Genomic DNA, 26,483 nt, shown 5'->3' on the forward strand with positions numbered 1-26,483 from the left:
GTCTTCAAACGTTCGCGCCTCGATGACAGTCTGTGTCACATATGAACCCCAATGTCACCGGATCGGCGTTCATGGTCCTTGCGGCCGGCCGAGAGCTGCGGGCCACGCTCGACGACCCGCCCGGACGCGCCGACGCCGCGGAGCGGCTCGCCATCGTCCTTGAGCGCGATCTGGCCGCACCCCTGCCCGAGCACAGCCTTTTCGAGTGGAGCGCGGTGCCTCCGGGCCTGCAGGAGCCGAGCCCGGGCGGCGCCACCGAGACCGATGTGCGGCGGCTTCTCGACGCGGCGGCCACGCGGCTCCGCGTCGCCGAGGTGGCGCTCGCGGCGGGCGAGGCGGTGGGCGAGACCGCGGCCGGCGATCGACCGTCCACAGGGGAGGGTCTCGACCACGCCCTGACCGGGCTCCGCGATACCGCCACCTCGCTAGCCGACCGCGAGGAGGCCGACGCGACGCGGCACTTCGAGTCCGCGGTGGTGACCTCCCCGGACCTGCCGACGGCCGCTGCCACGCTCCGCACGACCGTGGCCGAGACCCTGGACTCGATCACCAAGCAGACCTCCGTCGCCCTGGCCAGCCCGTTTCGCGCGGCCGCCGGCCTCGCGCCGGAGGCCGCCCGCAAGGCGTGGGAGTCGGTGACCGAGCGGCTCCAGATCGGCGACCTCGGCGGCAGGCTGACCCGGCTCGGCATCCGCGCGGTGCTGTCCGCGATCGACGCGCTGGGCCGGCTGGTGCCGGGCCAGTGGCTGGTCACCGCGCGGGTCAAGCTCGTCGAGCTGCGCGACCGGCTGGAGGCGCACGGCGGCACGGACGCGGCGGTCGGCTGGCTGCTCGGCGTCGAGGGGCTGCGCGCCGAGGCCGACGCGATCGCGGCCAGCCCGGGCCTGGAGATCGCGCGGCTGGACACGGCTTCGCTGGATCTGACCGCGCTGACCGCGCGGTACACCTCGGCCATGGACGTGATCGGGCTGATCCAAGCCGGGATCGCCGGGCTAGGGCTGATCAAGCTGGTCGGCCTCGCGGTCCCACATCTGACAGCTGTACTGGTCGGAGCCGAGCTGCTCGTCGGTGCCGTGGTGATCGTGCTCGCCCTAGACTATGTGGACAGTACGGTGGCGCCCAGCTGGGTGCGGGGCGCGCGCACGATCATCCAGGAGGCGTCGCGGGGCGCATGATCACAAACCCGGGTTTCCTCACCCAGGTGCGGCAGGAGATCGCCGAGATGGAGCAGATCGAGGCCGCGCTGCACCGGGAGCACGGGCTCGGCACCACGAGTTCGCAGGTACGCGACGAGTTCACGGTGCTGCTGCGTGAGCGTACGAGGGAACTGGCCGAGTTGGTCGACGCCGGAGCCGCCGACTGGGCCCGTCTCGACCAGCTCCGTGCCGGGCGCCTGGCGGCCGTCAAGGCCGCGGCGCTCGGCGTGCTGGAGGGCATCCTGTTGCGCGCGCACCCGCTGTACGCGGACGTCACCGCCGCCGCCGAGAGGGTGCTCGACGACCTGGTCGACCGCACGGGGGTACGGCGGGACGTGCTGCTGTCGGTGGCGAGCGGGGAGCGGTTCGAGCGCACGGTGGGCATCATCCGGATGCGGTTTCCCGACGTGACCGTGTGGGGGCTGCCGATCCTCGCGCACGAGCTGGGCCACATGGTCGCCGGCACGCTGCCCGCACCGGGCCAGAGCAGCGCCCGCCCGGTCGAGGAGTACGTGTCGACGGAGGCCGAGATGGAGGCGGCCACCACCGGAGCCGACCCGACACAGGCGCGGCACCGGCTGCACGAGCTCTTCGCCGACGTGTACGCGACGTACGCGCTCGGTCCGGCTTACCCGCTGGCGGTGCTGACCCTGCGGGCGCGCCCGGACCGGTTCGACGACGCGACACCCACGCACCCATCCTGGACGCGTCGCATGTGGACGATGGTCGAGGCGATCCGCGAGATGGGGATCCTGGCCGCCAGCCCACTGGTCGCGCAGGCGTACCGGCGCGACGCCAACGTCCTGGTGCTGCCGCGCTGGTTCGCGGTACACGGTGAGCGGCACCTCGACGAGCGCGCGCAGCGAACGGCGCGGCGCCAGGCCAAGGCGCTGGTGGCGCTCCTGGACCGAAACGCGCCGCCGCGCCTGCGGTACGACGGGGCGATCGACGCCGACGGCCTGGGACAGCGGCTGGCGGCCGGCGGCGAGGAGAAGGCCGCGCCCAGCGCGGTGCTCAACGCCGCCTGGCGGTGGCGCACCGCCAACCCGGAGGCCGATCCCGAGACCATGCGGCTGTTCAGCGAGGTCGCCGTGACCAGCCTGCGCACCGTTACGGCCTGAGGAGGTTCCGTGCCACCCCCACCCGACCTGCTCGTGATCCGCCTGGACGAGCTCCAGGAGGACATCGAGGAGGTACAGCAGGTCGTGGCGAAGGCGGAGACCCGCCACGAACGCCTCAAGGTCCTGCGCGAGGCCGGCGAGTACGCCGCCGAGCGACTCAAAACCGCCCGGCGGCAGGCGAACGACGCGGCGCTGGACGCGGAGGGGACGCCCTTCCACCACGCGATGGAGGCGCTCTCCGGCACGCTCAGAGAGGTCGCGGCGAAGATCCGCCATATCAACGACACGGTGGCCGACATCGACCGCGCGATGATCCACCTCAGGGAGGCCGAAGACATCAACAACCGGTGCGGCCAGATCCTCGACGACATCCGCGACATCCGGTCCAGGGTGCGCGGCGGCGAGGTGTCGTACGCCGACGCGTGGGCCGCCTTCGACGAGCTGTCCGACACCCGGTGCCGCATGCTCTTCTCGGACTATGTCGACCTGCTCGGCGGTCTCACCCTGCGCGACACCGGGCTCGACGACCAGATCAGCGGCATGGCCGACGATCTGCTCCACGAGCTGGGCACCGAGTTGCTCGCCCTCCCGGCGCGGCCCGCCGAGGCGTCGGCCGCGGATCCCGCGTCACTCGGCAGCCTCATCAAGCTGTGGTTTCCGGAGTGGACGATCTGGGGCGTGCCGCTGTTCGGGTACGACGCCGGTCTCGCATGGGTCAGCCGGCGCTCGCCGCTCGGTGCCCAACTCCTCGACGCCGAGCCGGCCGGCAGCCGCGGGTGCCTGGTAGCCGACGCGTACGCCACGTTCGCGCTCGGCCCGGCGTACGCCTCCGCCGCGATCCTGCTGCGCATGCGCACCCCCGCCGCCGGTGATCCGGCCGTGTCGCCATCGGAGGCCGGTCGCGCCCACGTCATCCTGCGTGTCCTGCGCGCGCTCGGCCAGTCCGGCACGTTCGGCGGGCTCGGCGGCCTCGTCGAGGAGTGCTGGCAGGAGGCGGTGCGGCAGCGCGGCGGCGTGACCGAGCCGGCCAACCGGGACGCGCTCGACCGGTTCGCCGACCGGGCCGTCGACATTCTCGACAAGGTGACGACGCTGCGCCGGTTCGACTCACAGCTGTGGGAGAGCGAAGCGCTCGAGACGCTCAACACGCTGCGGCTCACCGAGCCCGGTGGCCCGCAGCCGGCTACCGTGCGCGGCTTGTTGAACGGCGCGTGGGCGGCGCGCCTGGAAAAGCCCGACAACCGGGCGTACGTCAACAGGATCGGTATCAAGGCCAAGAATCTCTGGACGCCTCACAACGGTGGCGGCGCCGGTGAGAAGTGGCCCGGCGGCTCCATCCAATCCCCGAGAAAGCCTTCGTATGGAACTACCTTCCTCGCCCGCGGATGAGGCGGACGCCCGCTCGGTGGTGCGGGAGAGCCTCGACCTGCTGATGGGCGACGAGCCGACCGCCGCGCTCGAAGTGCTGGCGCGGCCGGCGCTCGACAACCCCGAGGGCACCCTGCTGCCCACCGCCGCCGCGCTCGTGGACGCCGGTGAGCCGGCCGCCGCACGGGCGGCGCTCGACCTGCTCATCGACGCGGGCCACACCAGCGTGCCCGCGTTCCTGCTGCGCGCCGACGTGCTGCTGGAGGTGGGGGAGGACGACGCGGCGGCCGACGACGTGCGGGAAGCCGCGAAGCTGGCGCCCGGCTGGGCGTCGCTGTGGCTGCAACTCGCCGACCTGCTCTTCCAGCGGAGCGAGTACGAGGAGGCGGTGGAGGCGTACGACCACACGCTCGGCCTCACCGACAGCCCGGAGATCTGGCAGAAGCGTGGGGCCGCGCTGTCCGGTGGGGGCCGCGTCGACGAGGCGAGGCAGTCGTACGAGCGGGCGCTCGCCGGTGCGCCGGATCTCGTGTCCGCGTACGTCGGGCTGGCGGAGACGGCGCTCGGTGGCGGCGGGGAGGACCGGCTGGCCGAGGCGCGGCGCTTCGCCGACGAGGCGCTCGCCCGCGATCCCGACAGCGCGCAGGCGTACGCGATCCGCGGCGAGGCGTACCGGCTGGGAGGACAGCTCGACGAGGCCGCCGAGGCGCTCACCGAGTCGATCCGGCTCGACCCGGAGTTCGCGTACGCGGTGGGCACCCGCGCTCAGGTGCGGCGCGCGCAGGACCGGCTCGACGAGGCGATCGAAGACTTCGAGAAGGCCGCCGAGCTGGCGCCGGACATCGGCTGGATACGCGCCGAGGCGGGAGAGGCGTACTACATCCGGCTCCAGACTCCCGGCGCCGACGCCGCCAGCGACGCCGAGCGGGCGCTCGCGCACCTCAGCGCCGCGGCGCGGATCAAGCCGACCGACGGGACGGTCTGGTCGCTGCTGGGTCAGGCCCACTGGTGGCGCGAAGACGTCGAGGCGGCCGAGGAGGCGCTGTGGCGGGCGCACGAGCTGATGCCCGGCGAGGTCAACGTCCTCGTCGACCTGGCACGCATCCGCAACCAGCGCGGGGCGCCCGCCGAGGCGCTGGAACTGGCCCAGCAGGCGTGCGAGGCGGCGCCGGACGACCCGTACGCGCGGCTCACGCGCGGGCAGATCCGGTACGCGCAGGGCGAGGCCGTCGAGTCCATAGCGGACCTGCGGGTCGCCGTCGAGCTCCTGCCCGACTTCGCCGAGGCGCGCGCGGCGCTGGGCGAGTCGTACCGGCAGGCCGGCCAGTACGAGGAGGCGCTGGAACAACTCGAGGCCGCGGTGGCCGGGGATCCCGCGGACGCGTGGGCGCTGAGCAGCCGCGGTGCCGTGTACGTGGCCCTCGGGCGCGCCGAGGACGCGGTACCCGACCTGCGGCGCTCGCTCGAACTACGCTCGCCCGACACGTTCGCGCTGACCTGGCTGCGGGAGGCGCTGAGCGCGTCGCGGGCACCCGGCGAGGCGGCCGACGAGGTTGGCGAGCACGCCCGGCGGTACCCGGACAACCTGGACATCCAGGAGGTCTACGCGGACGCGCTCCGGTTCGCCGGCCGGTACCGGGAAGCCGTCGACCTCATCGACGAGGCGCTGTGGCGCGAGCCCGAGCACGTCGGACTGCTCCGGTCGCTCGGCTGGGCACAGCTCGGCCTCGGCGACAAGGCCAAGGGGCTCGACGCCATGAAACGGGCCGCCGCCGTCTCGTCCGAACCAGCGACCCTCGCCGACCTGGCCTATCTGCAGGCGCAGTGCGGGCAGACCGCGGAGGCACTGGAGACCATCGGCCGCGGCCTTTCGGCAGGGCGGACAGCCGCTCTGCTCGTGACCCGCAGCCAACTGCTCGCCAGCATCGCCGCGTGGGCGCCAGCCGTCGACGCCGCCCGCGAGGCGGTCGCCATGCCACCGCCCGAACTGAACGCGCACCTGGCACTCGGCTGGGCGCTCGAACACCTCGACGGCGGCCAGATCGCCGAGGCGCTGGCCGTGTACCGGGAGGCGCGGGAGATCGCACCCGACGACCCGTACGCCCAGCGTGGCGTCGCCGACATGCTGTGGTCGCAGGGGAAGGCGGAGGAGGCGGCACCCGAGTACGAGCGGTCCATCGCGCAGTCGCGGCGGCTCGCCGAAGCCCAGCCCGAGCGGCATCGCGACATCGGCTGGTGCCTGTACCGTCTCGGCCGGTACGAGGACGCGGCCGACGCGTACCTGCGCGCCTTGTCCGTTGGCGTCGACCGCACCGGCCTGCTGCTCGACATCGGGCTCAACTGGCTGGCCGCTGGTGACGGCGTGCGCGCCGCCGACGCGTACGACCAGGGGCTCGCACTGCACGCGGCGCCCCGACCGGTGCGCGACCGGGGAACGCTGGAGGTGGCCGCTCGCGACCTCCGCGAGGCCGTCCGATGTGGACAGATTCCGGCTACCGCCGAGGTCGACACGCTCTTGCGCCGCCTGGAGGCGGAGGCGAGCTCGGTCACCGTGCCCCGCGTGCGCTGAGGCGCGCGGGGCACGGGTGCGACCTTAGGAGCAGGTGGCGCCGTTCAGGCGGACCGCCGCGGGTGGGGTGGCGGAGCCGTTCGCGGTGAAGCCGATCGTCACCGACGAGCCGCCCGCGAGCGACGGGCTCCAGGTCGGCGCGGCCGCCGTCACGGTGGTGCCGCTCTGGGTCACGGTGGCGTTCCAGCCGCTGCCGAGCGTCACGCCCGACGGCCACGTCCACACCACGCTCCACGGGTTGAGCGCGCCGCCGGTGTTTGTCACCGTCAGCGAACCCTGGAAGCCGCCACTCCACGCGTTGGTCTGCGTGTACGTCGCGGTGCAGGCGCCGGGCGGCGGGCCAGTGGTCGCGCCGCCGGTCGGGCTGCCGGTCGCCGTCGGGCCGGTGCCACCCACCGGCGCGATCAGGTACGGCTGGAGGATCGCCTGCTTCTCGGTGTTGATGTTGGTCCAGTCGTCGAGGGCGATGCCGCCGGTGTCACCCGAGTTCGGGTTCCACGACCAGTACGTGAAGGACATGCCGTTGACGCCGGTGCCGGTGTACTTCATCAGCTCCTGCAGCCACACCTTGTCGATCGGGTTCGTGAGCGTACTGCCGAACTCGCCCATCATGATCGGCGCGATGTTCTGCTTGTACAGGTAGCCCCAGAAGCCGTCCCACAGCGCCGGCATGTTGGCCGGGTAGTTGGGCTCGTCGAACCAGTCCTGGTGGTAGACCGACGTGGCGTACTCGTGCGGGGAGTAGACGAGGCGGTTCGCCACGCTGAGGCGTACCGGGAACTGACCGGCCTTGGACAGGTTGCCGCCCCACCAGCCGCAGCTTTCGTCGTTGCTGGGGTCGTTGTCCCACACGTTCGACAGGCCGCCGCTCGGGCAGCTCACGCCCTCGACGAAGATCAGCCAGTTGGGCTGTACGCCGAGGATGGCGTTGCCGGCGCGCTCGGCGGCCAGGCGCCAGTCGCGGTTGGTGTCGCCGCAGCCCCAGCAGGCGCCGGTGGCGTTGGGGTTGGTGCCGTCGGCGTGCGGCTCGTTGTGGAGGTCGGCGCCGATGACCGTGGTGTTGCCGGCGTACCGCTGGGCCAGCATCTTCCAGTCGTTGATCCAGGTCGCCTCGGAGACGGTCGGGGTGTACCAGAGCGCGGACTGGCCGGCGGATGTCGGCCGGTGCCGGTCGAGGATGACCCGCATGCCCTTCGTGCCGACGTACTCGATGACCTTGTCGAGGATCTGCAGTGGGCTGAGGTTGAGGAGGTCGGGGTTGACGGCGGTGTTGATGCTGTTGGCCGCCGCGCCCGGCTTGAGGGCGTCGTTGGAGTACGGGATGCGCAGCGTGTTGTAGCCGAGCCGGGCCATGGTGTCGAGCTGGCTGCGCCACGGGTTGCTGGACCACAGACCGTGGAAGGTCTTGTTGTCGGTCTCCATGCCGAACCAGTTGATGCCGGTCAGCCGTACTGTTGCGCCGGTGCTGTCGATGATCTTGTTGCCGCTGGTGCGCAGGTATCCGGTGCCGGTGCCGGCCGCGTGCGCCGAGGGCGCGATGACGATCGCGACGAGAATGCCGGCTGCGGCTGTAAATGCTGCGGCGAGGGCGCTAGCAAGCGCTCTACGGGACATGCCAGGGATCTCCGTTCAAGGGAAACGCCGGTAGACGAACCGTTGCCCTGGCTCCGCGTATCGATGCTATTCCATGATCGGGGCGCCCTTCAAGTGAAGGGCGCCCCGAATGGGTTTACGTGCTAGTGCGTCGCCGCGCCCACCGGCTCCTTTTCGGTGACCGGCTTGGCTGTGCCGCCGGGTGCGTCGCCGTGCCCGGGCCACCAGGCCTTGTGGCCCAGCAGCGCGGTGATGCTCGGCACCAGGAACATCGCCATGACGAACGCCGAGATCACGATGCCGATCGAGACCGCGAAGCCCATCTCGGTGAGGAACGCGAGCCCGGCCAGGATCATCGACGCGAACGTGCCGGCGAGGATCAGACCGGCCGCGCCGACCGAGGGCCCACCGTGCTCCACCGCGAGGTCGGCGGCGGTACGCGGATCGTGGCCGAGCCGCGCCTCCTCGCGCAATCGGGCGATCATGAGGATGTTGTAGTCGGTGCCGATGGCGACCACGAAGAGGTACAGGATCGTCGGGAGCATGAACGACAGGCCGGGCCGGCCGTCGATGCCCTGGAAGACCAGTACCGTCGCGCCCAGCGTGCTGAAGAAGCCGAGCACGACCGCGATCAGCAGGTACAGCGGAGCCACGATGCTGCGCAGCAGCAGTCCCAGGATGATCGCGATGAGCAGGCCGGCCACCGGGAAGATCACCAGCAGGTCGCGGGTGTTGGCGTCCCGGATGTCGGCGGTGATCGAGCTTGCCCCGCCGACGTAGGTGGTCACGCCGTCCGGTGCCGCGTCCTTGGCGAAGTCGCGCAGCTCGTCACCGGCGACGTCGAGCGACTTCGGCGAGTACGGGCTGCCGTCCAGCAGAAGGTCGATCTTCGCGGTGGTGCCGGCCTGGTTGAAGCCGGCGTAGGTGCCGTCCTGTCCCGCGGGCAGCGCCCCGCCGATGCCCGGTGCCTCGATGAGCCGCTTGGCGAGCTGCTCCATGGCGGGCTTGTCGAGCTGCTGCCCGTTGTCGCTGCGCACATACACCGTGGTGGGGTTGAGCGCGCCCTCCGGGAAGCCGGCCTGCAGGTCCTGGATGCCCTGCGTCGACTCGGTGCCCTCGGGGAGCTGGCTGTTCTGGTCGTAGTTCCACTTCATGCCGAGCGAGCCGAGCGCCAGCACGACCATCACGCCGCCGGAGGCCAGGGCGACCACGCCGGGGCGGCGGCCGGTGAACTTGCCGAGCCGCTGGAACATGCTGCCCTTCGGCGTGCGCTGCCACGACTTCGACGGCCAGAACACCTTCGGGCCGATCAGCGAGACGACCGCCGGCACCAGCGTGACGGCAGCGATGGCCATGATGACGACCGCGATTGCGAGGCCGGGGCCGAGGCTGCGGAAACCACCGAACACGGCCAGCAGCAGGGCGCTGAACGCGATCGCGATGGCCGCCGCGGCGGAAGCGATCACCTCGCCCACCCGGGACACGGACGCGACCAGCGCGGTCTTGCTGTCGTCGCCGGCGCGCAGCCGTTCCCGGTACCGGAAGAGCAGGAACAGGATGTAGTCGGTGCCGACGCCGTACAGCACGATCGTCAGGATGATCCCCATCGACCCGTCGGCCTGCATGTCGAACGTCTTGGCGAAGAGCGCGACCATGCCGGACGCGACGGTGCTCACGACACCTACCGTGACGATCGGCAGGAATGCCGCGATCGGACTGCGGTAGATGATCAGCAGCAGGACGATGATCAGTACGAAGGTGGCGATGCCGACGATGACGAAGGCGTCGTCGAACGCGTCCTGGTTGTCTGACCACAGCGCGATGTCGCCGGTCACCGCCGTGCTGAGGCCGGTGCCGGCGACCGCCGGTGCGAGCGTGTCACGGATCTTCGGGATCGCGTCCAAGAGCTCGGGGTTGTCGCCTACGCCCTGCAGGCCGATGCTGATGAGCTGCACCTGCTTGTTGGGGGACACCGTGCCCGGACCGGTCTGCGCGCCGGTGACCCGGGGAATGCCCGCAGCCTGGACCTGCTGGGCCATCTCGCTGACCTTCGCCTGGTCGGCTTCGGTGAGCGGCTGGCCGTCGGCACGCTTGACGACCACGGTGGCGGTGCTGTCGTTCGCCTGGGCGAAGTCCTGCTCGGCCACCTCCATCGCCTGGACCGACTCGTAGCTGTCAGGCAGGAAGTTCGCCTGGTCCTGGCTGGTGACGTCGTCGAGGCTGGGCGCCAGGATGACGATGGCGGCGGCCGCCACCAACCACGCCAGGATGACCTTCCATGGGTTGTAGACGACGATACGTCCCAACCGTTCGAACATGACTCCCCCTCGTGAACCGGACCGACCCTTACCGTCCGGCAAGTAGATGTCTACCTGCCGCACGGTAGATAAGATTTGCGAGCGAGGCAAGTAGATTTCGCAATGATGGTGCGCCAGCCTTGCTGTGAGCGCGCTGAGACGTGGCAGAAGAGGTGGCGAGCGTGGCCGAAGACACAAAGGCCCGGATCCGTGCGGTGGCGGTCGAGCTGTTCACCGCCCAAGGGTTCGAGCAGACGAGCCTGCGCGAGATCGCCGATCGCGTCGGGATGACGAAGGCCTCGCTGTACTACCACTACCCGTCGAAGCAGGCACTACTGCTGTCGCTCGTCGAGCCGCTCGTCGATGATTGGCGCCGCACGATCGAGATCGCCGAGACGCTCTCGCACACGTCCGGCAACATCCGGCTGGTGCTCGGCCAGTTCCTCGACATCATGATGCGGCACCGCAACGCGTGTTCCCTGTTCATGCGCGACGGAGCCGCCGTGCTGGCCGCCATCGAGCCGATCTGGCAGGAGGTCATCGAGCTGACCAAGCGGCTCAACGTCTGGCTGGCAGGCCCCAACCCGACCGAGGTCGACCGCATCCGCGCGATCGCCGCCACCGAGACGATGGGCGCGGCGATCTCGTCCGCCTTCGTGATCGACAAGGTCACCGAGTCGGTGCTGCGCGAGACGCTGCTCGACTGCGCGTCGGCCGTGCTCGACCTGCCAAAAGAAGCACCCGCCGCGGCGCCGATCGTGCCGCAACGGGTGCCTGCCGCGTAACTGTTAGCTGGCCTGCTCGGCTTAGCTGGCCTGCTCGGCGAGCTGGAGGAACTGTCGCTTCGACGCCAGCGCCTGCTCGGCCTCGCGGATGCGCTTGGCGTCGCCCGCCGTCTGTGCCCGGGCCAGCCGCTGCTCGGCCTCGGCGACCTGCTCACGCATCTGCGCCAGCAGCGGGTTCGCCGACGGCTCCGTGCGCCGCCACGCCGACTCCATCGCGTGGCGTACCTTGTCTTCGATCGCGCGCAGGCGGCGGTCGAGCCCGCCCGCAGCCTCGCGCGGCACCCGACCGAGGTCGTGCCACTGGCCCTGGATCTCGCGAAGCCTTGCCTGCGCGGCGCGCGGGTCGGCGTCGACGTCGATCGCCTCCGCCTCGGCGAGCAGCGCCTGCTTGCGCTCAAGGTTGCCCCGCTGCTCGGCGTCGCGGGCCGAGAAGACCTCGCTGCGCCGGCTGAAGAAGGCGTCTTGAGCGGCGCGGAATCGCTCCCAGAGCCGCTGCTCGGCCTCCTTGGAGGCGCGCGGCGCGGCCTTCCACTCGGTCATGAGCTCCTTGAGCCGGGCCGCGGTGGGTGCCCAGTCGGTCGACTCGGCGAGCGCCTCGGCCTCGGTCACCAGGTGCTCCTTGGCACCCTGGGCCTGCTTGCGCTGCGAGTCGAGCGTGGCGAAGTGCGCGCCGCGCCGGCGCGTGAACGAGTCACGGGCGGCGGCGAACCGCTTCCACAGCTCGCCGTCGGTCTTCTTGTCGACGCCGCGGATCGCCTTCCACTCGTCGAGGATCTCCTTGAGGCGGTCGCCGGCCGTCTTCCACCCGGTGGACTCGGCGGCCAGCTTCTCGGCCTCCTCGACAAGGCTGGTCTTGCGCGCGAGCGCCTCGGCGCGGGCCGCGTCGCGAGCCGCGCGGGCGGCACCGGCCTTTTCCTCGGCGGTGCTGGTCAGCTTGTCGAGCCGGGCGCACAACCCGTCGATGTCGCCGACCACGTGGGCCTCGGCGAGCTCGGTGCGCAGCCGCCGGATGCTCGCCAGCGAGTGCGCCGGATCGGCGGCTCCGGAATTCAGGCGGGCCTCGACCAGATCGACCTCGGTGACCTTGTCGGCGAAGCGCCGTGCGAAGTGGGCCAATCCCTCCTCGGGCGGCCCGGCCTGCCAAGATCCGACCACGCGCTCGCCCTCGGCCGTCTTGACGTACACCGTGCCGTCGGCGTCCACCCGACCGAAGGTGGTCCAGTCGCTCATGTGCCCATCCTCGTTCTCCCGGCGTCACCGGGTGGGGGTTCCCCGGCAGCCGCCGCCACAGCGCAGTAAGTTTGCAGCGGAGTATCCCCCGGCATTGTCACAGGTCCAACCCGGTCCGCGTCGAGCGCCTGAAGACGACCGTGACCATACGGTGTCCTTGGTCGGCTTGCGCACGACACAGAAGCCCGACCGTTACGGTTGGCACGTGCCCCTGGTCGCCGCAGCGGTCTGCCCTCATCCACCCATGATCGTCCCAGAGATCGCAGGTGGTGCCGCGCCGGAACTCGACAACCTGCGCGCCGCCTGTGACTCGGCGGTGCGCCAGCTCGCCGACGCTGGCGTTCCCTTGATCGTCCTGGGTAGTAGTGCATCGACAATAGACTATGAATCTCCGGCTCGGGTGTCGCTTTCCTCATGGGGGCAGCCGGGCGGCGAGGTCGCCGATCCGCTACCTCTCAGCCTGTCGGTCGGCGCGTGGCTGGTCAATCGGGTACTGGGTCAGACCATTTCCCCACGTATGGTCACGATCGCGGCCGATGCCTCCGCCGAGGAGTGCGCGGCTCTGGCCGAGCGGCTCGCCACCGGCCCGTACGCGCTGCTCGTGATGGGGGACGGCACGGCCTGCCGGGGGATCAAGTCGCCCGGGTACGACGATCCGCGCGCGCAGCCGTACGACGAATCGGTCGCTCGGGCCCTCGCCGTCGCGGATGTCGACGCGCTGCTCGCTCTCGATCCGGACCTGTCCGCGAAGCTCATGGTGGCTGGCCGGGCGCCCTGGCAGGTACTGGCTCACGCGGCGGCCGGCGGTTCATGGCGCGGCTCCCTGGCGTATGAAGACGCCCCCTACGGCGTCGCGTACTTCGTGGCCCTTTGGGAGCGGGCGTGAATCCTGTGCTGGCTGTCGTGGGGCCGACCGCCGCTGGCAAGTCCGCGCTCGGCATCGCGCTCGCCCACGCGCTGGGTGGCGAGGTGGTGAACGCCGACTCCATGCAGCTCTATCGAGGCATGGACATCGGCACCGCCAAACTGACCGCCGCCGAGCAAGAAGGCATACCGCACCATCTTCTGGACATCTGGGACGTAACCGAGCCGGCGAGCGTGGCGGAGTACCAGACGCTGGCCCGCGCCGCCGTCGACGACGTCCGGGCGCGCGGGCGGGTGCCGATTCTGGTCGGCGGCTCAGGACTGTACGTGCGGGCGGTGCTGGAGGAGTTCGAGTTCCCGGGTACCGACCCGGCGCTGCGAGCCGAACTGGAGGCGGCACTGGCCGAGCACGGTCCCGCGCCACTGTACGAACGGCTGCGCGCCGCCGACCCCGAGGCCGCCGCGAAAATCCTGCCCAGCAACGGCCGCCGGATCGTCCGCGCCTTGGAGGTCATCGCGCTCACCGGTGGGCCGTTCACCGCCACCCTGCCCGAGCCCAAGCCGTACTACGACGCCGTGCAGATCGGCGTCGACCGCGTCGACCTCGCCTCCCGCGTGGCCGACCGGGTGGATGTGATGTTCGACGCCGGCCTGGTCGACGAGGTGCGCGCACTGGCCGATCGGGGCCTGCGGGAGGGGCGGACAGCCAGCCGGGCCCTCGGATACCAGCAGGTGCTCGCCCACCTCGACGGCTCGCTCACCGAGGGCGAGGCGCGCGCGGAGACAGTACGAGCCACCCGGCGGTTCGTGCGCCGGCAGCGCACCTGGTTCCGTCGCGATCCTCGGATCAGCTGGCTGGACGCGACGGAGCCGAACCTGGTCGAAAACGCCCTGGGCCTTGCGGGATGATGGATCACGTGCGTTTCCTGAAGGGCCACGGCACCGGCAACGACTTCGTGCTCCTGCCCGATCTCGACGGCCGGATCACGCTCACGCCGGAACTGGTCGCCACGCTCTGCGACCGCCGCCGCGGCATCGGCGCCGACGGCGTCCTCCGCGTGGCATCCTTCGACGGCGGCGAAGCCGACTTCTTCATGGACTACTGGAACGCCGACGGGTCGCTCGCCGAGATGTGCGGCAACGGCGCCCGGGTCTTCGCACGCTACCTGGTGACGGCCGGCCTCGCGGCCGGCACGATCTCGTTCATGACCAGGGCCGGCGTCGTGCGCGCGGTGGTCGAGGGCGACGCCATCTCCGTCGAGATGACACCGCCCAAGGTGTACGGGGTGAGCACGGCGACGCTGGGACACCTGACCCTTGCCGGAGCGGCGGTCGACGTCGGCAACCCGCACCTCGTCTGTGGGCTGCCCGCGTCGGTGCCGCTGGAGTCGCTCGACCTCACCAGGGCGCCCGAGTTCGACACCGACTTCTTCCCGGCCGGCGTCAACGTCGAGTTCGTCGCGCCGGTGTCCGAGCGGCACGTGCGGATGCGGGTGTACGAGCGGGGATCCGCCGAGACGATGTCCTGCGGCACCGGGGCCTGCGCGGTGGCCGCGGTGGCCCTGCGCGACGCCGGCCTTGACGACGGCACCGTCTCCGTCGAGGTTCCCGGTGGACAGGTGACCGTCCGCTTCGAGGGCGGCGAGTGCTGGCTGCGCGGCCCCGCGGTACTGGTAGCCGAGGGCGACGTCGACCTGCGGGCGATTGGTGCGTAGCCCGCTCACGGTGGCGCACCGGGGATACTCCGCGATCGCGCCCGAAAACACGCTGGCCGCTGTCGAGGCCGCGTTGCGCAGTGGCGCCGAGTACGTCGAGATCGACGTGCACAGCACCGCAGACGGCGTACCGGTCGTGGTGCACGACGCCACCGTCGACCGCACCACCGATGGCACCGGCGAGGTGGCGTCGCTGACCAGCGGGTACGTCACCGGGCTGGACGCCGGCGCCTGGTACTCACCGGTCTACGCGGGCCAGCGGGTCCCCACCCTCGACCAGGTGCTGGACTTGCTGGCGCCCTCGCACGCCCTCCTCCTGTTGGAGGTCAAGGGTCCGCGCACGCGCGCCGACGTGGCCCGGATCGTCGAGACGGTCATGAGCCGGGGGCTGGCTGACCGGGTACTGCTGCAAAGCTTCGACGAGCAGGTGCTGCACGACGCGCGCGAGCTGGCGCCAGAATTGCGCCGGGCGCTGCTGCGCGACGAGCTGGACCCCGACCCGGTGGCCGCCGCGAAGGCGGTGGGCGCGGTGTCGTACAACCCGTACATCCCGGCGGTCCTCGGCCGCCCCGACGTCGTGGCCGAACTGAACGCGGCCGGGCTCGGCTGCATGGTCTTCACCGTCGACGAGCCGGAGCACTGGCGCGCCCTCACCGATCTGGGCGTCGACGCCATCATCACCAACCGCCCGGCCGCGCTCCGCGGCTGGCTATCTCAGCCCTGACTCTCGCGCTCTGCTCGCGCCGTGCGCTGCCCGCGCTCCGCGCGGTGCTCGTGCTGCGTGCGCTGCGCGCGGTGCTCGTGCTGCCCGCGCTCCGCGCGGTGCTCGTGCTGCGTGCGCTGCGCGCGGTGCTCGTGCTGCGTGCGCTGCGCGCGGTGCTCGTGCTGCGTGCGCTGCGCGGGGCCGGCGCTTCGTGCCGGCGGGCCGCGTCGATCAAGGACATTCCCATCGATCAAGGCCAAACGCGCGTGGTTCGATCGCAAAACCGCATGCATTCGCCCTTGATCGACGAGAGGGACGGCGTGTCGGCGCCGGCGTGTCGTGCTGATGCGCGGCATGGCCGCGACCGCGTGGGGTCAGGAGGCGGTGCAGCGGTTGTCGGCCTTGCGCTTGGCGATCGCCGCGTCGGCGCCTGAGGCGTACTCGACGAGCACCTCACCACCCGGGTCGTACTGCCACGCCTTGCCGGCCAACCGCAGCGAGCTGTGCCCGACCGTCTCGCCGTGCCGCCAGGTCAGCTCGATGAGCTCCATGCCCACGGGCTTGACATCCTGAAGCTGGATCTGCGAGCCCTTGAAGATCGGGCAGGCCTTGTTGACCTTCTCGAAGTCCTGCTTCTTGACTTCCTTCTTGGCAGACTCGGTCCACAACGCGTACGCGCCAGCCCAGTCGCCGTTGGCCAGCAGCGTGAACTGCTTGTTGGCGGTGTCCAACGCCTCGGCCACGTTGGGGCCGTTCGGCACGGGCGTATTGTCGCCGGCCGGCGCGCTCGCACCCGGCGCGGTGCCCGGGGGCGCGGGGGTGCCCTGGTCAGGTGCGGTGCCACATGCGGTGGCGAAGAAGACGATCGCCGCGCCGATCAGAGCGCCGGTGGTCCAGCGCATGGGGTAACCTCCGTGGGGGTATCGACAGTTCTCGCTGGGAGCGTTCCCAAGGTGGCAGTCTGACACCCCTGCCGGCCCGGATCAACCCATCGAAACAGTGAGCTCCCCGTTACCCACCGGGTACGCCGCACGTCCCCTTCGACACCTCGGCCGCTCGTCCTTCCCTCGGCGCTGCCACCCGCCTGTGACGGCGTGTCGCCACGCCCCGCACGCCGATCAAGGGCGAACGCACGTGGTTGGATCGCATTTCTGCGTGCATTCGTCCTTGATCCACGCGAATGGCCTTGATCGGCGCGCGGGGCGCGGCGACATGCCGCTGCCAAACCCCCTCAAACCCGGCGGTCGGCCCCGGCCGCGATGACGCACCGCCTTACACCCGGGGATCTCAGGCCAACGTCGGACCCCAATCGCTCCGCGATCAAGGAGATCTCCATCGATCAAGGGCGAACGCACGTGGAAAGCGATCCAACCACGTGCGTTCGCCCTTGATCGGCGGAGAAGGCGCCGCGGCGTTGCGCGCGAGGCGGCGCTGCGTGCGAGGCTGCGGGCGTGCGTGGCGGCGTGGCGCGGTGCGCGCCCGGCGCGGCGCGGGGCTACGGGCGGGTTACGGTTGCGGCTACGGCGGCCGCTACCGCGGGGGCTACGCGGGAGTCGAAGACGCTGGGGACGATGACCGTCGGGTTGATCTTTTCCTCGCCCACCACGTCGGCGATGGCGCGAGCCGCCGCCAGCGCCATCTCCTCGGTGAACTCGGTCGCGTGGGCGTCCAGCATGCCGCGGAACACGCCGGGGAAGGCCAGCACGTTGTTGATCTGGTTCGGCTGGTCGGAGCGGCCGGTCGCGACCACCGCGGCGTGCTTGCGGGCTTCGCGCGGGTCGACCTCGGGGTCGGGGTTGGCCAGGGCGAACACGATCGCACCGGGCGCCATCGCCGCGATGTCGTCGCCGGTGAGCAGGTTGGGCGCGCTGACGCCGATGAACACGTCCGCGCCACGCATGGCGCCGGGCAGGTCGCCCGCGTACCCATTCTTGTTGGTGTTTTCGGCCAGCCACCGCCAGGACGGGGACAGGTCGGGCATATCGAGGTGAAGGGCGCCCTTCCGGTCGTACGCGATGATGTCGCCGACCCCCTGCCGCAACAGCAGTTTCATGATCGCGGTGCCCGCGGCGCCGGCTCCGGAGACGACCACCCGCACATCCTCGAGGCGCTTGCCCACGACGCGCAGCGCGTTCGTCAGCGCGGCCAGCACGCAGATCGCGGTGCCGTGCTGGTCGTCGTGGAAGACCGGGATGTCGAGCAGCTCGCGCAGCCGCGCCTCGATCTCGAAGCAGCGCGGCGCGGCGATGTCTTCCAGGTTGATCCCGCCGTACGCGGGCGCGATCGCCTGCACGATCCGCACGATCTCGTCGGTGTCCTGGGTGTCGAGCACGACCGGCCAGGCGTCGACCCCGCCGAACCGCTTGAACAGCGCCGCCTTGCCTTCCATGACGGGCAGCGACGCGGCCGGACCGATGTTGCCGAGGCCCAGTACGGCGGTGCCGTCGGTCACCACGGCGACGGTGTTGCGCTTGATGGTGAGGCGGCGGGCGTCTTCCGGGTTCTCGGCGATGGCCAGGCAGACGCGGGCCACGCCGGGGGTGTACGCCCGGGAGAGCTCGTCGCGGTTGCGGAGCGCGACCTTCGGGGTCACCTCGATCTTGCCGCCGAGGTGCAGCAGGAACGTGCGGTCGGAGACCTTGTGCACGGTGACGCCGGGCAGCACCTCGAGCGCCTTGACCACCTGGTCGGCGTGGGTCGAGTCGGCGGTGTCACACGTGAGGTCTACGGTGACTCGCACGTGGTCGGAGTCGACGACGTCGAGCGCGGTGACGATCGCGCCCGCCTCCCCGACGCAGGTGGTCAGCCGGCCGATCGACGAGGCGTCGGCGGTGACGCTGACCCGGATGGTGATGGAGAAACCGGCGCTGGGCAGGCGGGTTGTCGGCACGTTGTCATTGTTACCAGCGCCGGTTAAGCAGGTGCGATCCGGGGACCGGCGTGCCACCATTGACGGGTCGGACCAAACGGACAGGGGAGACAGGCTTGCCGGACATCGTTCTATCCAGCGAAGAAGCTACGACGGGTGAGCTGGAGCTGGAAGATCGGCACGCACTGCGCCGGGTCGCCGGACTCTCGACCGAGCTCACCGACGTCACCGAGGTCGAATACCGCCAGCTGCGGCTGGAGCGGGTCGTGCTGGTCGGCGTCTGGACCGAGGGCAGCGTCACCGACGCGGAAAACTCGCTCACCGAGCTGGCCGCGCTCGCCGAGACGGCCGGTTCGCAGGTGCTCGAAGGGCTGATCCAGCGGCGCTCGCGCCCCGACCCCGCCACCTACGTCGGCCGGGGCAAGGTCGACGAGCTCGACTCGGTGGTCGAGTCGACCGGCGCCGACACCGTGATCTGCGACGGCGAGCTCTCCCCGTCCCAGCTGCGCAACCTGGAGCAGCGCACCAAGGTCAAGGTCATCGACCGCACCGCGCTGATCCTCGACATCTTCGCGCAGCACGCCAAGAGCAAGGAGGGGAAGGCACAGGTCGAGCTGGCGCAGCTCGAGTACCTGCTGCCGCGCCTGCGTGGTTGGGGTGAGGCGCTGTCGCGGCAGTCCGGCGGCAGCGGGCGCGGCGGCGGCGCCGGTGGCGGCGTGGGCCTGCGCGGTCCCGGTGAGACCAAGCTCGAGACCGACCGGCGGCGCATCCGCATGCGCATCTCCCGGCTGCGCCGGGAGATCAAGGCGATGCGCACGGTTCGCCACACCATGCGCGCGGGCCGGGCGAAAAACCTGGTTCCAGCGGTAGCCATCGCGGGCTACACCAACGCGGGCAAGTCCAGCTTGCTCAACCGGCTGACAGGCGCAGGTGTACTGGTCGAAGACGCGCTCTTCGCCACCCTCGACCCGACCACGCGGCGGGCCGAGACCGGCGACGGCCGGATCTACACGCTCGCTGACACGGTCGGATTCGTCCGGCACCTGCCGCACCAGATCGTCGAGGCGTTCCGCTCGACGCTGGAGGAGGTGGCCGACGCCGACCTGGTCGTGCACGTGGTCGACGGCGCCGACCCCGATCCCGAGGGGCAGGTGCGGGCGGTACGCGAGGTGCTGGCTGAGGTCGGCGCCGACAAGCTGCCCGAGCTGCTCGTGGTCAACAAGATCGACGCCGCCGACGAGGAGACGCTGCTGCGGCTCAAGCGCGCGTGGCCCGAGGCGGTCTTCGTCTCGGCCCGACGGGGCACGGGCATCGAGGAGCTGCGCGCCACGATCGAGACGCGCCTGCCGCGGCCGGCCGTCGAGGTGCGGGCCACCGTGCCGTACGACCGGGGTGACCTGGTCGCTCGGGTGCACCGGCGTGGCGAGGTGCTCGGCACCGAGCACACCGGCGCGGGCACCGAGATCCACGTGCGGGTCGACGAGGCGCTGGCGGCAGAGCTGGCACCGTTCGCTCACGCCGGGTGACCGATCAAATCGGCTACCCGGCGGTAGGCGTCGACATGCGACACTGAACGGATGCGTCGTGTGGTTGCGTGCAGCCTGGCTGCCTTTGGCCTGGTGGGATTGAGTCTGGTCGCTTCGGCGACCCCCGCATTGGCCGCCGGTAAGAAGGTCTGCACGATCACAGACAGCAAGCTCGACGAGCTGTCCGGACTGGTCGCGACCTCCAACGGCTACATCACCATCAATGACAGCAGTGAGCAGGCCAGTCGCAAGCGCATCTTCTACCTCAGTGGCAAATGCGCCGTCACGAAAAGCATCCAGTACAGCGGCGCCGGCCCCCGCGACACCGAAGATCTCGCGGTGTCGCCAGACGGTAAGACGCTCTGGATCGCCGACATCGGCGACAACCCCGACAGCACCGAGCGGCGGTCGAGCATCGGGCTGTGGAGCATGCCGGTCGACGGGTCGAAGAAGCCGACGATCCATCGGCTCAGCTACCCGGACGGCAAGCACGACGCCGAGGCGCTTCTGATCAACGGCGACGGCACGCCGATCGTCATCACGAAGACCGGTGGCAAGGCGGGCCTCTACAGCCCGGCGGCGGGCACGATGAAGGCCAACAACGAGACCCCGGTCGCGATGACGAAGGTGGGCGACGTCACGCTGCCGAAGACCACGACCGACAACCCGTTCGGCGCGATCGGGCGGTTGATGGTCACCGGCGCGGCCCGGTCGCCCGACGGCAGCAAGGTCGCGCTGCGCACCTACGCCGACGCGTTCGAGTACGACGTGTCGGGTGGTGACGTGGTCAAGGCGCTCACCGGTGGCTCGCCACGGGTGACGGCGCTCGTCAGCGACCAGTTCGGCGAGGCGTTGGCGTACAGCGCGGATGGCAAGAGCTTCCTGACGGTCTCTGACCTGGGTGAGCTCGACTCCAACGTCGCCAACGTCCTGTACCAGTACACGCCGTCGACGACCGCCCCCAAAGCGACCACCGCGGCGACGGTGGGCGGCGAATCCGCGGGTAACTCCCGCTCGTGGGTCGACGGGCTGACGCTGAAAGACATCACGTACATGATCGGTGCTGTCGGCGTGCTCGGCGCGCTGCTCGTGGGCGCCGGGGTCTTCGGCATCCTGCAAGCCCGCAGGCGGCGCCCGTCGGCCGAGCCGGCTGGTGCCAAGGGCAAGAAGAAGGGCGGGCCCGACCCCACCGTGGGGCGGCAGCCGGTGCCGGGAGCGGGCAACGCCGCGGCCACGGCGAGCGTCGGCGCCGACCGTCCGTACGCGGGCAGCGGATACGACGACTACGACCGGCAGAACGGGTTCGGCGGCGGGGGCCGGCCGGCCGACGACTATCAGCCGGCGGGCCAGGTCTACGGCTCGCGCCCGGCTGGTGGCTCGGGAGGCGGAGGTTCGGGGGGCGTTTACGGCACCCCCCGATCGAACGTCTACGGCGGTCCGCCGAGCCAGAACGGCTACCCGGACAACCGCCCGTACTAGCTCTTACGTCAACCTTCGGATCCGGCTAGGAGCCGTGCCGACCACGGCGGACCTTGACCCGTATTCCGGTTTGGTCTACTTGACCCGGCGGAGGACGGCCACGACGCGGCCGAGGATCGTGGCGTCGTCGCCGGGAATCGGGTCGAACGCCGGGTTCTGGGGCATGAGCCACACGTGCCCGTCGCGCCGGCGGTACGTCTTCACGGTCGCCTCGCCGTCGATCATGGCGGCCACGATGTCGCCCGCGTTGGCGGTCGGCTGCTGCCGGACCACCACCCAGTCGCCGTCGCAGATCGCCGCGTCGAGCATCGAGTCGCCCTTGACCTGGAGCATGAAGACCTCGCCCTCGCCGACCAGCTCGCGCGGCAGCGGGAAGATGTCTTCGACCGCCTGCTCGGCCAGGATCGGGCCACCGGCGGCGATCCGGCCCAGCATCGGCACGTACGCCGGGGCGGGACGCTGTGCCCGAGCCGTCTCGTCGTCCAGCAGGTCGCTCGGCGGCCGTACGTCGACAGCACGCGGCCTGTTCGGGTCGCGCCGCAGGAAGCCCTTACGCTCCAGCTCCTTGAGCTGGTAGGCGACGCTCGACGGCGACACCAGCCCCACCGCCTCGCCGATCTCGCGGACGCTGGGCGGGTACCCGTACCTCTCCACCCAGTCGCGGATGAATTCGAGGATGCGGCGTTGCCGGGCCGTGAGATCGGCGGTGACGAGGTCGGGGAAGGAGCTGACCACCGGCGTGACCGCGCGCAACTGCGGCTGCTCGCCGGTGCGGGTACGCGCCGAACTTCGCTTACGGCCGGACGGCGCCGGCGCCGCCTTGGCGGCCTTCTGCTGCTGCGATTGCCGGCTGCTCCGGTCGTTGGTCGACACGGGTCCGTCCTCCCTCTAGTCGGTATGCCCCGCTGCCGCGCTACCTCGGTGTTGCCTGATGGTTCCAGCGGTTGCCTCACGGTATAGCTGAGATCGGTTAGTTTCAAACATCTGTACGACCTCACCCCGGCGTGTCGCGTCACGAGACCTCGACATCGCACGCGTGTTCTGATACACAATCGTACGTCCGTTCTATCGAACCTCTGTTCGATCTTGGGGGTCGGCATGCATGCGGTGGGAGTAAGAGTCCAGGTCAAGCCCAGGCTGCGGCTCACTCGGCGGGGCCGGTTCGTGCTCTTCGCCTTGTTCCTTCTGCTCTCGGCGGGCGTCATCGCGCTCGGCGCCACCGCTTCTCGCGCGGCCGATCCACCCACGGAGACCGTCACGACCGTCGTCCGGCCGGGTGACACCCTTTGGTCGATCGCTGGCCGTCACTTCCCGGACCACGATCCGGTCGCCTCCGTAGAGACCATCCGCCGCGTCAACCGCCTCGACGGCTACGGCATCTACGCCGGCCAGGAACTCATCCTCCCGCACGACCGGTAGTCGCCTCGACACGCCCGCGTCGGATGTGCCGGACAACTTGCGCCGGCGCCTCCGCTGGCATACCGTCGACCCCTAGATGTAGTAGTTACAGGGGTGTAAGTCCTCCACAGGTTGGGTTTAACTACCCACAGGTTTCCCACACGTAACGCGCAGCGTTGTCCACAGGCGTAGGACGGCGGTGCTCGATTGGCGTGCCCGGAAACTGTCGGTGGGTGGGCCTAGCCTGAGGACATGGAAGGGGGGTGTGTCGATGCGGTGCCCATACTGCCGGCACGCCGACTCCCGGGTCGTCGACTCGCGTGAGGCCGACGACGGCCAGCTGATCCGCCGCCGCCGGTCGTGTCCGGCGTGTGGCAAGCGGTTCACGACCGTCGAGGAGGCGGTGCTCGCCGTGGTCAAGCGGAGCGGCGTGACCGAGCCGTTCAGCCGGACGAAGATCATGGGTGGGGTCCGCAAGGCTTGCCAGGGCCGCCCGGTCGACGACGACGCGCTCGCTCTCCTCGCGCAGAAGGTCGAGGAGACCGTCCGGGCGCGCGGTGCGGCCGAGATCCCGAGCCATGAGGTGGGCTTGGCGATCCTCGGGCCGCTGCGCGAGCTCGACGAGGTGGCCTATCTGCGTTTCGCGAGCGTCTACCGGTCGTTCGAGTCACTGGGCGACTTCGAGCGTGAGATCTCCGCGCTACGGGCGTCACGCGACGACGCCGGCAAGGTGGGGGAGCCCGCTACATCCGCGTAGTACGTGTTCGGAAATTTAGGTGTGGTCTCGAGGGGGCATGTGAGATGTCGGGGGAAGGCGTGACAGCAGGCAAGGGGCGGTCAGCGGCGCGAGGGGCGTCGACCGGGCTCAAGGTCGAGCGCGTGTGGACGACCGAGGGCGTCCACCCGTATGACGAGGTCGCCTGGGAGCGGCGCGACGTCGTCATGACGAACTGGCGCGACGGCTCGATCAACTTCGAGCAGAAGGGGGTGGAGTTCCCGGAGTTCTGGAGCGTCAACGCGGCCAACATCGTTACGACGAAGTACTTCCGGGGCGCGGTCGGCACCCCGCAGCGGGAGTGGTCCCTGCGGCAGCTCATCGACCGGGTGGTGAAGACGTACCGGGCGGCGGGGGACCAGCACGGTTACTTCGCCAGCGCCGCCGACGCGGAGATCTTTGAGCACGAGCTGGCCTGGATGCTCATGCACCAGGTGTTCAGCTTCAACTCGCCGGTGTGGTTCAACGTCGGCACCGCGTCGCCGCAGCAGGTCAGCGCGTGTTTCATCCTCGCCGTCGACGACTCGATGGATTCCATCCTCGAGTGGTACAAGGAAGAGGGTTTGATCTTCAAGGGTGGTTCCGGGTCCGGGGTCAACCTGTCGCGCATCCGCTCCTCGAAGGAGCTGCTCTCCAGCGGGGGCACCGCCTCCGGCCCGGTGAGCTTCATGCGTGGCGCTGACGCGAGCGCCGGCACCATCAAGTCCGGTGGCGCCACCCGCCGGGCCGCCAAGATGGTCATCCTCGACGTCGACCACCCCGACATCGAGGAGTTCGTCGTCACCAAGGCGCGCGAGGAAGACAAGATCCGTGCGCTGCGCGACGCCGGCTTCGACATGGACCTCGGCGGTAAGGACATCGTCAGCGTCCAGTACCAGAACGCGAACAACTCGGTGCGCGTCTCCGACGAGTTCATGCGCGCCGTCGAGGAAAACGGCCCGTTCGACCTGCGGGCGCGGCTCGACGGCTCGACGGTCGAGACCATCGAGGCGCACAAGCTCTTCCACAGCATCGCGCAGGCGGCGTGGGAGTGCGCCGACCCGGGTCTGCAGTACGACGACACGATCAACGACTGGCACACCTGCCCCGAGACCGGCCGCATCACCGCGTCCAACCCGTGCTCGGAGTACCTGCACCTCGACAACTCGTCGTGCAACCTGGCCTCGCTCAATCTGCTGAAGTTCCTGCGGGCCGACGGTGGCTTCGAGGTGGAGAAGTTCGTCAAGTCCGTCGAGTTCGTCATCACCGCGATGGACATCTCGATCTGCTTCGCCGACTTCCCGACCGAGAAGATCGGCGAGACCACCCGGGCATACCGCCAGCTGGGCATCGGCTACGCCAACCTCGGCGCGCTGCTGATGGCCTCCGGCCTGCCGTACGACTCGGATGGCGGCCGTTCCGTCGCCGCGGCGATCACCTCGCTGATGACCGGCACCGCCTACCGGCGCTCCGCCGAGCTGGCGGGCGTGGTCGGGGCGTACGAGGGGTACGCGCGCAACGCCGAGCCGCACAAGCGGGTCATGCGCAAGCACGCCGCCGCCAACGACGCCATCAAGCCGACCGGGGCGGTGGCCACCGCGATCGTCCGTGAGGCCACCAAGCAGTGGCAGCAGGGCAACAAGATCGGCGACAAGAACGGCTGGCGCAACTCGCAGGCGTCGGTGCTGGCCCCGACCGGCACGATCGGCCTGATGATGGACTGCGACACCACCGGTGTCGAGCCCGACCTGGCGCTGGTCAAGTTCAAGAAGCTGGTCGGCGGCGGCTCGATGCAGATCGTCAACCAGACCGTGCCGCGGGCACTGCGCTCCATCGGATACCCGGAGGAGCAGGTCGAGGCGATCGTGGAGTTCATCTCCGAGCACGGTCACGTCGTCGACGCGCCCGGCCTCAAGTCCGAGCACTACGCGGTCTTCGACTGCGCGATGGGCGAGCGCTCGATCGCGCCGATGGGGCACGTGCGGATGATGGCGGCGGTGCAGCCGTTCATCTCCGGCGCGATCTCCAAGACCGTCAACATGCCCGAGTCCGCCACGATCGAAGACGTCTCGAAGATCTACTTCGAGGGCTGGAAGCTCGGCCTCAAGGCGCTGGCCATCTACCGCGACAACTGCAAGGTTGGGCAGCCGCTGTCGGTTGCCAAGAAGCCGGCCGCGGCGGTCGAGGTCGCGGCCGCGCCCGAGCCGATCGTCGAGTACCGGCCGGTGCGCAAGCGGCTGCCCAAGAAGCGTCCATCCGAGACGGTCTCCTTCTCGGTCGGCGGCGCCGAGGGCTACCTCACCGCCTCGTCGTACCCCGACGACGGCCTCGGTGAGGTCTTCCTCAAGATGTCGAAGCAGGGCTCCACGCTCGCCGGCGTGATGGACGCCTTCTCGGTGGCCATCTCGATAGGGCTTCAGTACGGGGTGCCGCTGGAGACATACGTCAGCAAGTTCACCAACATGCGGTTCGAGCCGGCGGGTATGACCGACGACCCCGACATCCGCATGGCCGCCTCGGTGATGGACTACATCTTCCGGCGGCTGGCGCTCGACTTCCTGCCGTATGAGCGCCGGGCCGAGCTGGGCATCTTCACCGCCAAGGAGCGCGCCGTGCAGATCGCCGCCGAGGCCGAGGCCAGCCTCGACCTGGCCGGCATGGCGGCCTCCGCTCCGGTATCGGCACCGATCGTGTCGTCCTCGACGGCCGAGCCCACCGAAGCACCAGCGGCCGCCAAGCCGGTGACCAACGTGGGTTCGTCGACCGAGCTGCTGGAGGCCGTGATCGGCAAGGCGGCTGACGCGCCGCTGTGCTTCACCTGCGGCACCAAGATGCGCCCGGCCGGCAGCTGCTACGTCTGCGAGGGCTGCGGCTCCACCAGCGGCTGCAGCTAGAAAGGAGCGGAATTGCATTCGCTGCAACGTCGAATGCGCGAAGACGAAACCTGAGGCTGTGCGCTGCGGAGGAGTGAGGGTCGCGGCGCCGGCCGATGGCTGAAAGACGGCGACCGCCCGAG

Annotated in this window: 20 protein-coding genes and 1 pseudogene; 15 read left to right on the forward strand and 6 right to left on the reverse strand. The window is 70.3% G+C overall.

The window, feature by feature from the left end; all coding sequences use genetic code 11:
• Positions 1-41 precede the first annotated feature (41 nt).
• Genes QMG73_RS28850 through QMG73_RS28865 form a run of 4 tightly spaced genes read left to right on the forward strand, consistent with a single transcriptional unit; the run spans position 42 to position 6,254 of the window.
• On the forward strand, positions 42-1,175 hold the full coding sequence (locus QMG73_RS28850) for a hypothetical protein (RefSeq protein WP_281900828.1): 1,134 nt from the start codon (positions 42-44) through the stop codon (positions 1,173-1,175).
• Positions 1,172-2,317 carry a hypothetical protein gene (locus tag QMG73_RS28855; RefSeq protein ID WP_281900830.1) on the forward strand — a complete coding sequence of 382 codons (1,146 nt, stop codon included), beginning with the start codon at positions 1,172-1,174 and terminating at the stop codon, positions 2,315-2,317. The genes QMG73_RS28850 and QMG73_RS28855 overlap by 4 nt, the downstream gene beginning before the upstream one ends.
• A gap of 9 nt (positions 2,318-2,326) precedes the next feature.
• Positions 2,327-3,706 carry a hypothetical protein gene (locus QMG73_RS28860; RefSeq protein ID WP_281900832.1) on the forward strand — a complete coding sequence of 460 codons (1,380 nt, stop codon included), beginning with the start codon at positions 2,327-2,329 and terminating at the stop codon, positions 3,704-3,706.
• Positions 3,678-6,254 (forward strand): tetratricopeptide repeat protein, encoded by a 2,577-nt coding sequence (locus tag QMG73_RS28865; RefSeq protein ID WP_281900834.1) that lies wholly within the window; start codon positions 3,678-3,680, stop codon positions 6,252-6,254. Before QMG73_RS28860 ends, QMG73_RS28865 begins: the two co-directional genes overlap by 29 nt.
• A 24-nt stretch (positions 6,255-6,278) precedes the next feature.
• Here QMG73_RS28865 and QMG73_RS28870 read toward each other — a convergent pair whose 3' ends face one another.
• Positions 6,279-7,868, reverse strand: coding sequence for a cellulase family glycosylhydrolase (locus QMG73_RS28870; RefSeq protein ID WP_281900837.1), 1,590 nt, complete (start codon positions 7,866-7,868; stop codon positions 6,279-6,281).
• A 122-nt stretch (positions 7,869-7,990) separates the two neighbouring features.
• A complete protein-coding gene (locus QMG73_RS28875) occupies positions 7,991-10,165 on the reverse strand; it encodes an MMPL family transporter (protein ID WP_281900840.1) in 2,175 nt (724 codons plus the stop codon).
• A gap of 161 nt (positions 10,166-10,326) precedes the next feature.
• Between QMG73_RS28875 and QMG73_RS28880 the strand changes: the two genes are divergently transcribed.
• The gene (locus QMG73_RS28880) at positions 10,327-10,929 is read left to right on the forward strand and encodes a TetR/AcrR family transcriptional regulator (RefSeq protein WP_281900842.1); all 603 of its coding nucleotides are present in this window, start codon (positions 10,327-10,329) and stop codon (positions 10,927-10,929) included.
• Between the two features lie 21 nt (positions 10,930-10,950).
• Here the strand turns inward: QMG73_RS28880 and QMG73_RS28885 are convergent, their stop codons facing one another.
• Positions 10,951-12,159 (reverse strand): DUF349 domain-containing protein, encoded by a 1,209-nt coding sequence (locus tag QMG73_RS28885; RefSeq protein WP_281900843.1) that lies wholly within the window; start codon positions 12,157-12,159, stop codon positions 10,951-10,953.
• A gap of 244 nt (positions 12,160-12,403) precedes the next feature.
• Here QMG73_RS28885 and QMG73_RS28890 point away from each other — a divergent pair, with 244 nt between their 5' ends.
• From QMG73_RS28890 to QMG73_RS28910, 5 genes are read left to right on the forward strand one after another with little or no spacing between them, the layout of a single operon-like run.
• Positions 12,404-13,045, forward strand: coding sequence for a class III extradiol dioxygenase subunit B-like domain-containing protein (locus QMG73_RS28890; RefSeq protein WP_281900844.1), 642 nt, complete (start codon positions 12,404-12,406; stop codon positions 13,043-13,045).
• Positions 13,030-13,932, forward strand: a complete 903-nt coding sequence (miaA, locus tag QMG73_RS28895; protein ID WP_407676874.1) for a tRNA (adenosine(37)-N6)-dimethylallyltransferase MiaA — start codon at positions 13,030-13,032, stop codon at positions 13,930-13,932. The genes QMG73_RS28890 and miaA overlap by 16 nt, the downstream gene beginning before the upstream one ends.
• Positions 13,933-13,940: 8 nt before the next feature.
• Complete coding sequence (gene dapF, locus QMG73_RS28900) at positions 13,941-14,738, forward strand: diaminopimelate epimerase (protein ID WP_281900845.1); 798 nt, start codon at positions 13,941-13,943, stop codon at positions 14,736-14,738.
• A complete protein-coding gene (locus tag QMG73_RS28905; RefSeq protein ID WP_281900847.1) occupies positions 14,731-15,462 on the forward strand; it encodes a glycerophosphodiester phosphodiesterase in 732 nt (243 codons plus the stop codon). The genes dapF and QMG73_RS28905 overlap by 8 nt, the downstream gene beginning before the upstream one ends.
• A gap of 44 nt (positions 15,463-15,506) precedes the next feature.
• A complete protein-coding gene (locus tag QMG73_RS28910; protein WP_281900848.1) occupies positions 15,507-15,875 on the forward strand; it encodes a hypothetical protein in 369 nt (122 codons plus the stop codon).
• On the opposite strand, the gene QMG73_RS28915 is transcribed toward QMG73_RS28910, so the two are convergent.
• Both QMG73_RS28915 and QMG73_RS28920 read right to left on the reverse strand, forming a co-directional pair.
• Complete coding sequence (locus QMG73_RS28915; RefSeq protein ID WP_281900850.1) at positions 15,816-16,343, reverse strand: hypothetical protein; 528 nt, start codon at positions 16,341-16,343, stop codon at positions 15,816-15,818. The genes QMG73_RS28910 and QMG73_RS28915 overlap by 60 nt on opposite strands.
• A gap of 596 nt (positions 16,344-16,939) precedes the next feature.
• Positions 16,940-18,391 (reverse strand): annotated as a pseudogene (locus tag QMG73_RS28920) (malic enzyme-like NAD(P)-binding protein); the annotation flags it as partial.
• Between the two features lie 35 nt (positions 18,392-18,426).
• On the opposite strand from QMG73_RS28920, the gene hflX reads away from it, so the two are divergent.
• Both hflX and QMG73_RS28930 read left to right on the forward strand, forming a co-directional pair.
• On the forward strand, positions 18,427-19,836 hold the full coding sequence (hflX, locus tag QMG73_RS28925) for a GTPase HflX (protein ID WP_281900853.1): 1,410 nt from the start codon (positions 18,427-18,429) through the stop codon (positions 19,834-19,836).
• Between the two features lie 51 nt (positions 19,837-19,887).
• A complete protein-coding gene (locus tag QMG73_RS28930) occupies positions 19,888-21,315 on the forward strand; it encodes a hypothetical protein (protein ID WP_281900854.1) in 1,428 nt (475 codons plus the stop codon).
• A 75-nt stretch (positions 21,316-21,390) separates the two neighbouring features.
• On the opposite strand, the gene lexA is transcribed toward QMG73_RS28930, so the two are convergent.
• Positions 21,391-22,188, reverse strand: coding sequence for a transcriptional repressor LexA (gene lexA / locus QMG73_RS28935; RefSeq protein ID WP_281900856.1), 798 nt, complete (start codon positions 22,186-22,188; stop codon positions 21,391-21,393).
• Between the two features lie 234 nt (positions 22,189-22,422).
• Between lexA and QMG73_RS28940 the strand changes: the two genes are divergently transcribed.
• The 3 genes from QMG73_RS28940 (at position 22,423) to QMG73_RS28950 (ending at position 26,361) form a co-directional block, all read left to right on the forward strand.
• Positions 22,423-22,734 (forward strand): LysM peptidoglycan-binding domain-containing protein, encoded by a 312-nt coding sequence (locus QMG73_RS28940; RefSeq protein WP_281900858.1) that lies wholly within the window; start codon positions 22,423-22,425, stop codon positions 22,732-22,734.
• 250 nt (positions 22,735-22,984) lie between these two features.
• Positions 22,985-23,470 (forward strand): transcriptional regulator NrdR, encoded by a 486-nt coding sequence (gene nrdR, locus QMG73_RS28945; protein WP_281900860.1) that lies wholly within the window; start codon positions 22,985-22,987, stop codon positions 23,468-23,470.
• Positions 23,471-23,514: 44 nt separating this feature from the next.
• On the forward strand, positions 23,515-26,361 hold the full coding sequence (locus QMG73_RS28950) for a vitamin B12-dependent ribonucleotide reductase (protein WP_281900862.1): 2,847 nt from the start codon (positions 23,515-23,517) through the stop codon (positions 26,359-26,361).
• Positions 26,362-26,483: the final 122 nt, after the last annotated feature.

It is taken from the genome of Phytohabitans aurantiacus (assembly GCF_027923225.1).
In the GTDB taxonomy this organism is placed as follows: domain Bacteria; phylum Actinomycetota; class Actinomycetes; order Mycobacteriales; family Micromonosporaceae; genus Phytohabitans; species Phytohabitans aurantiacus.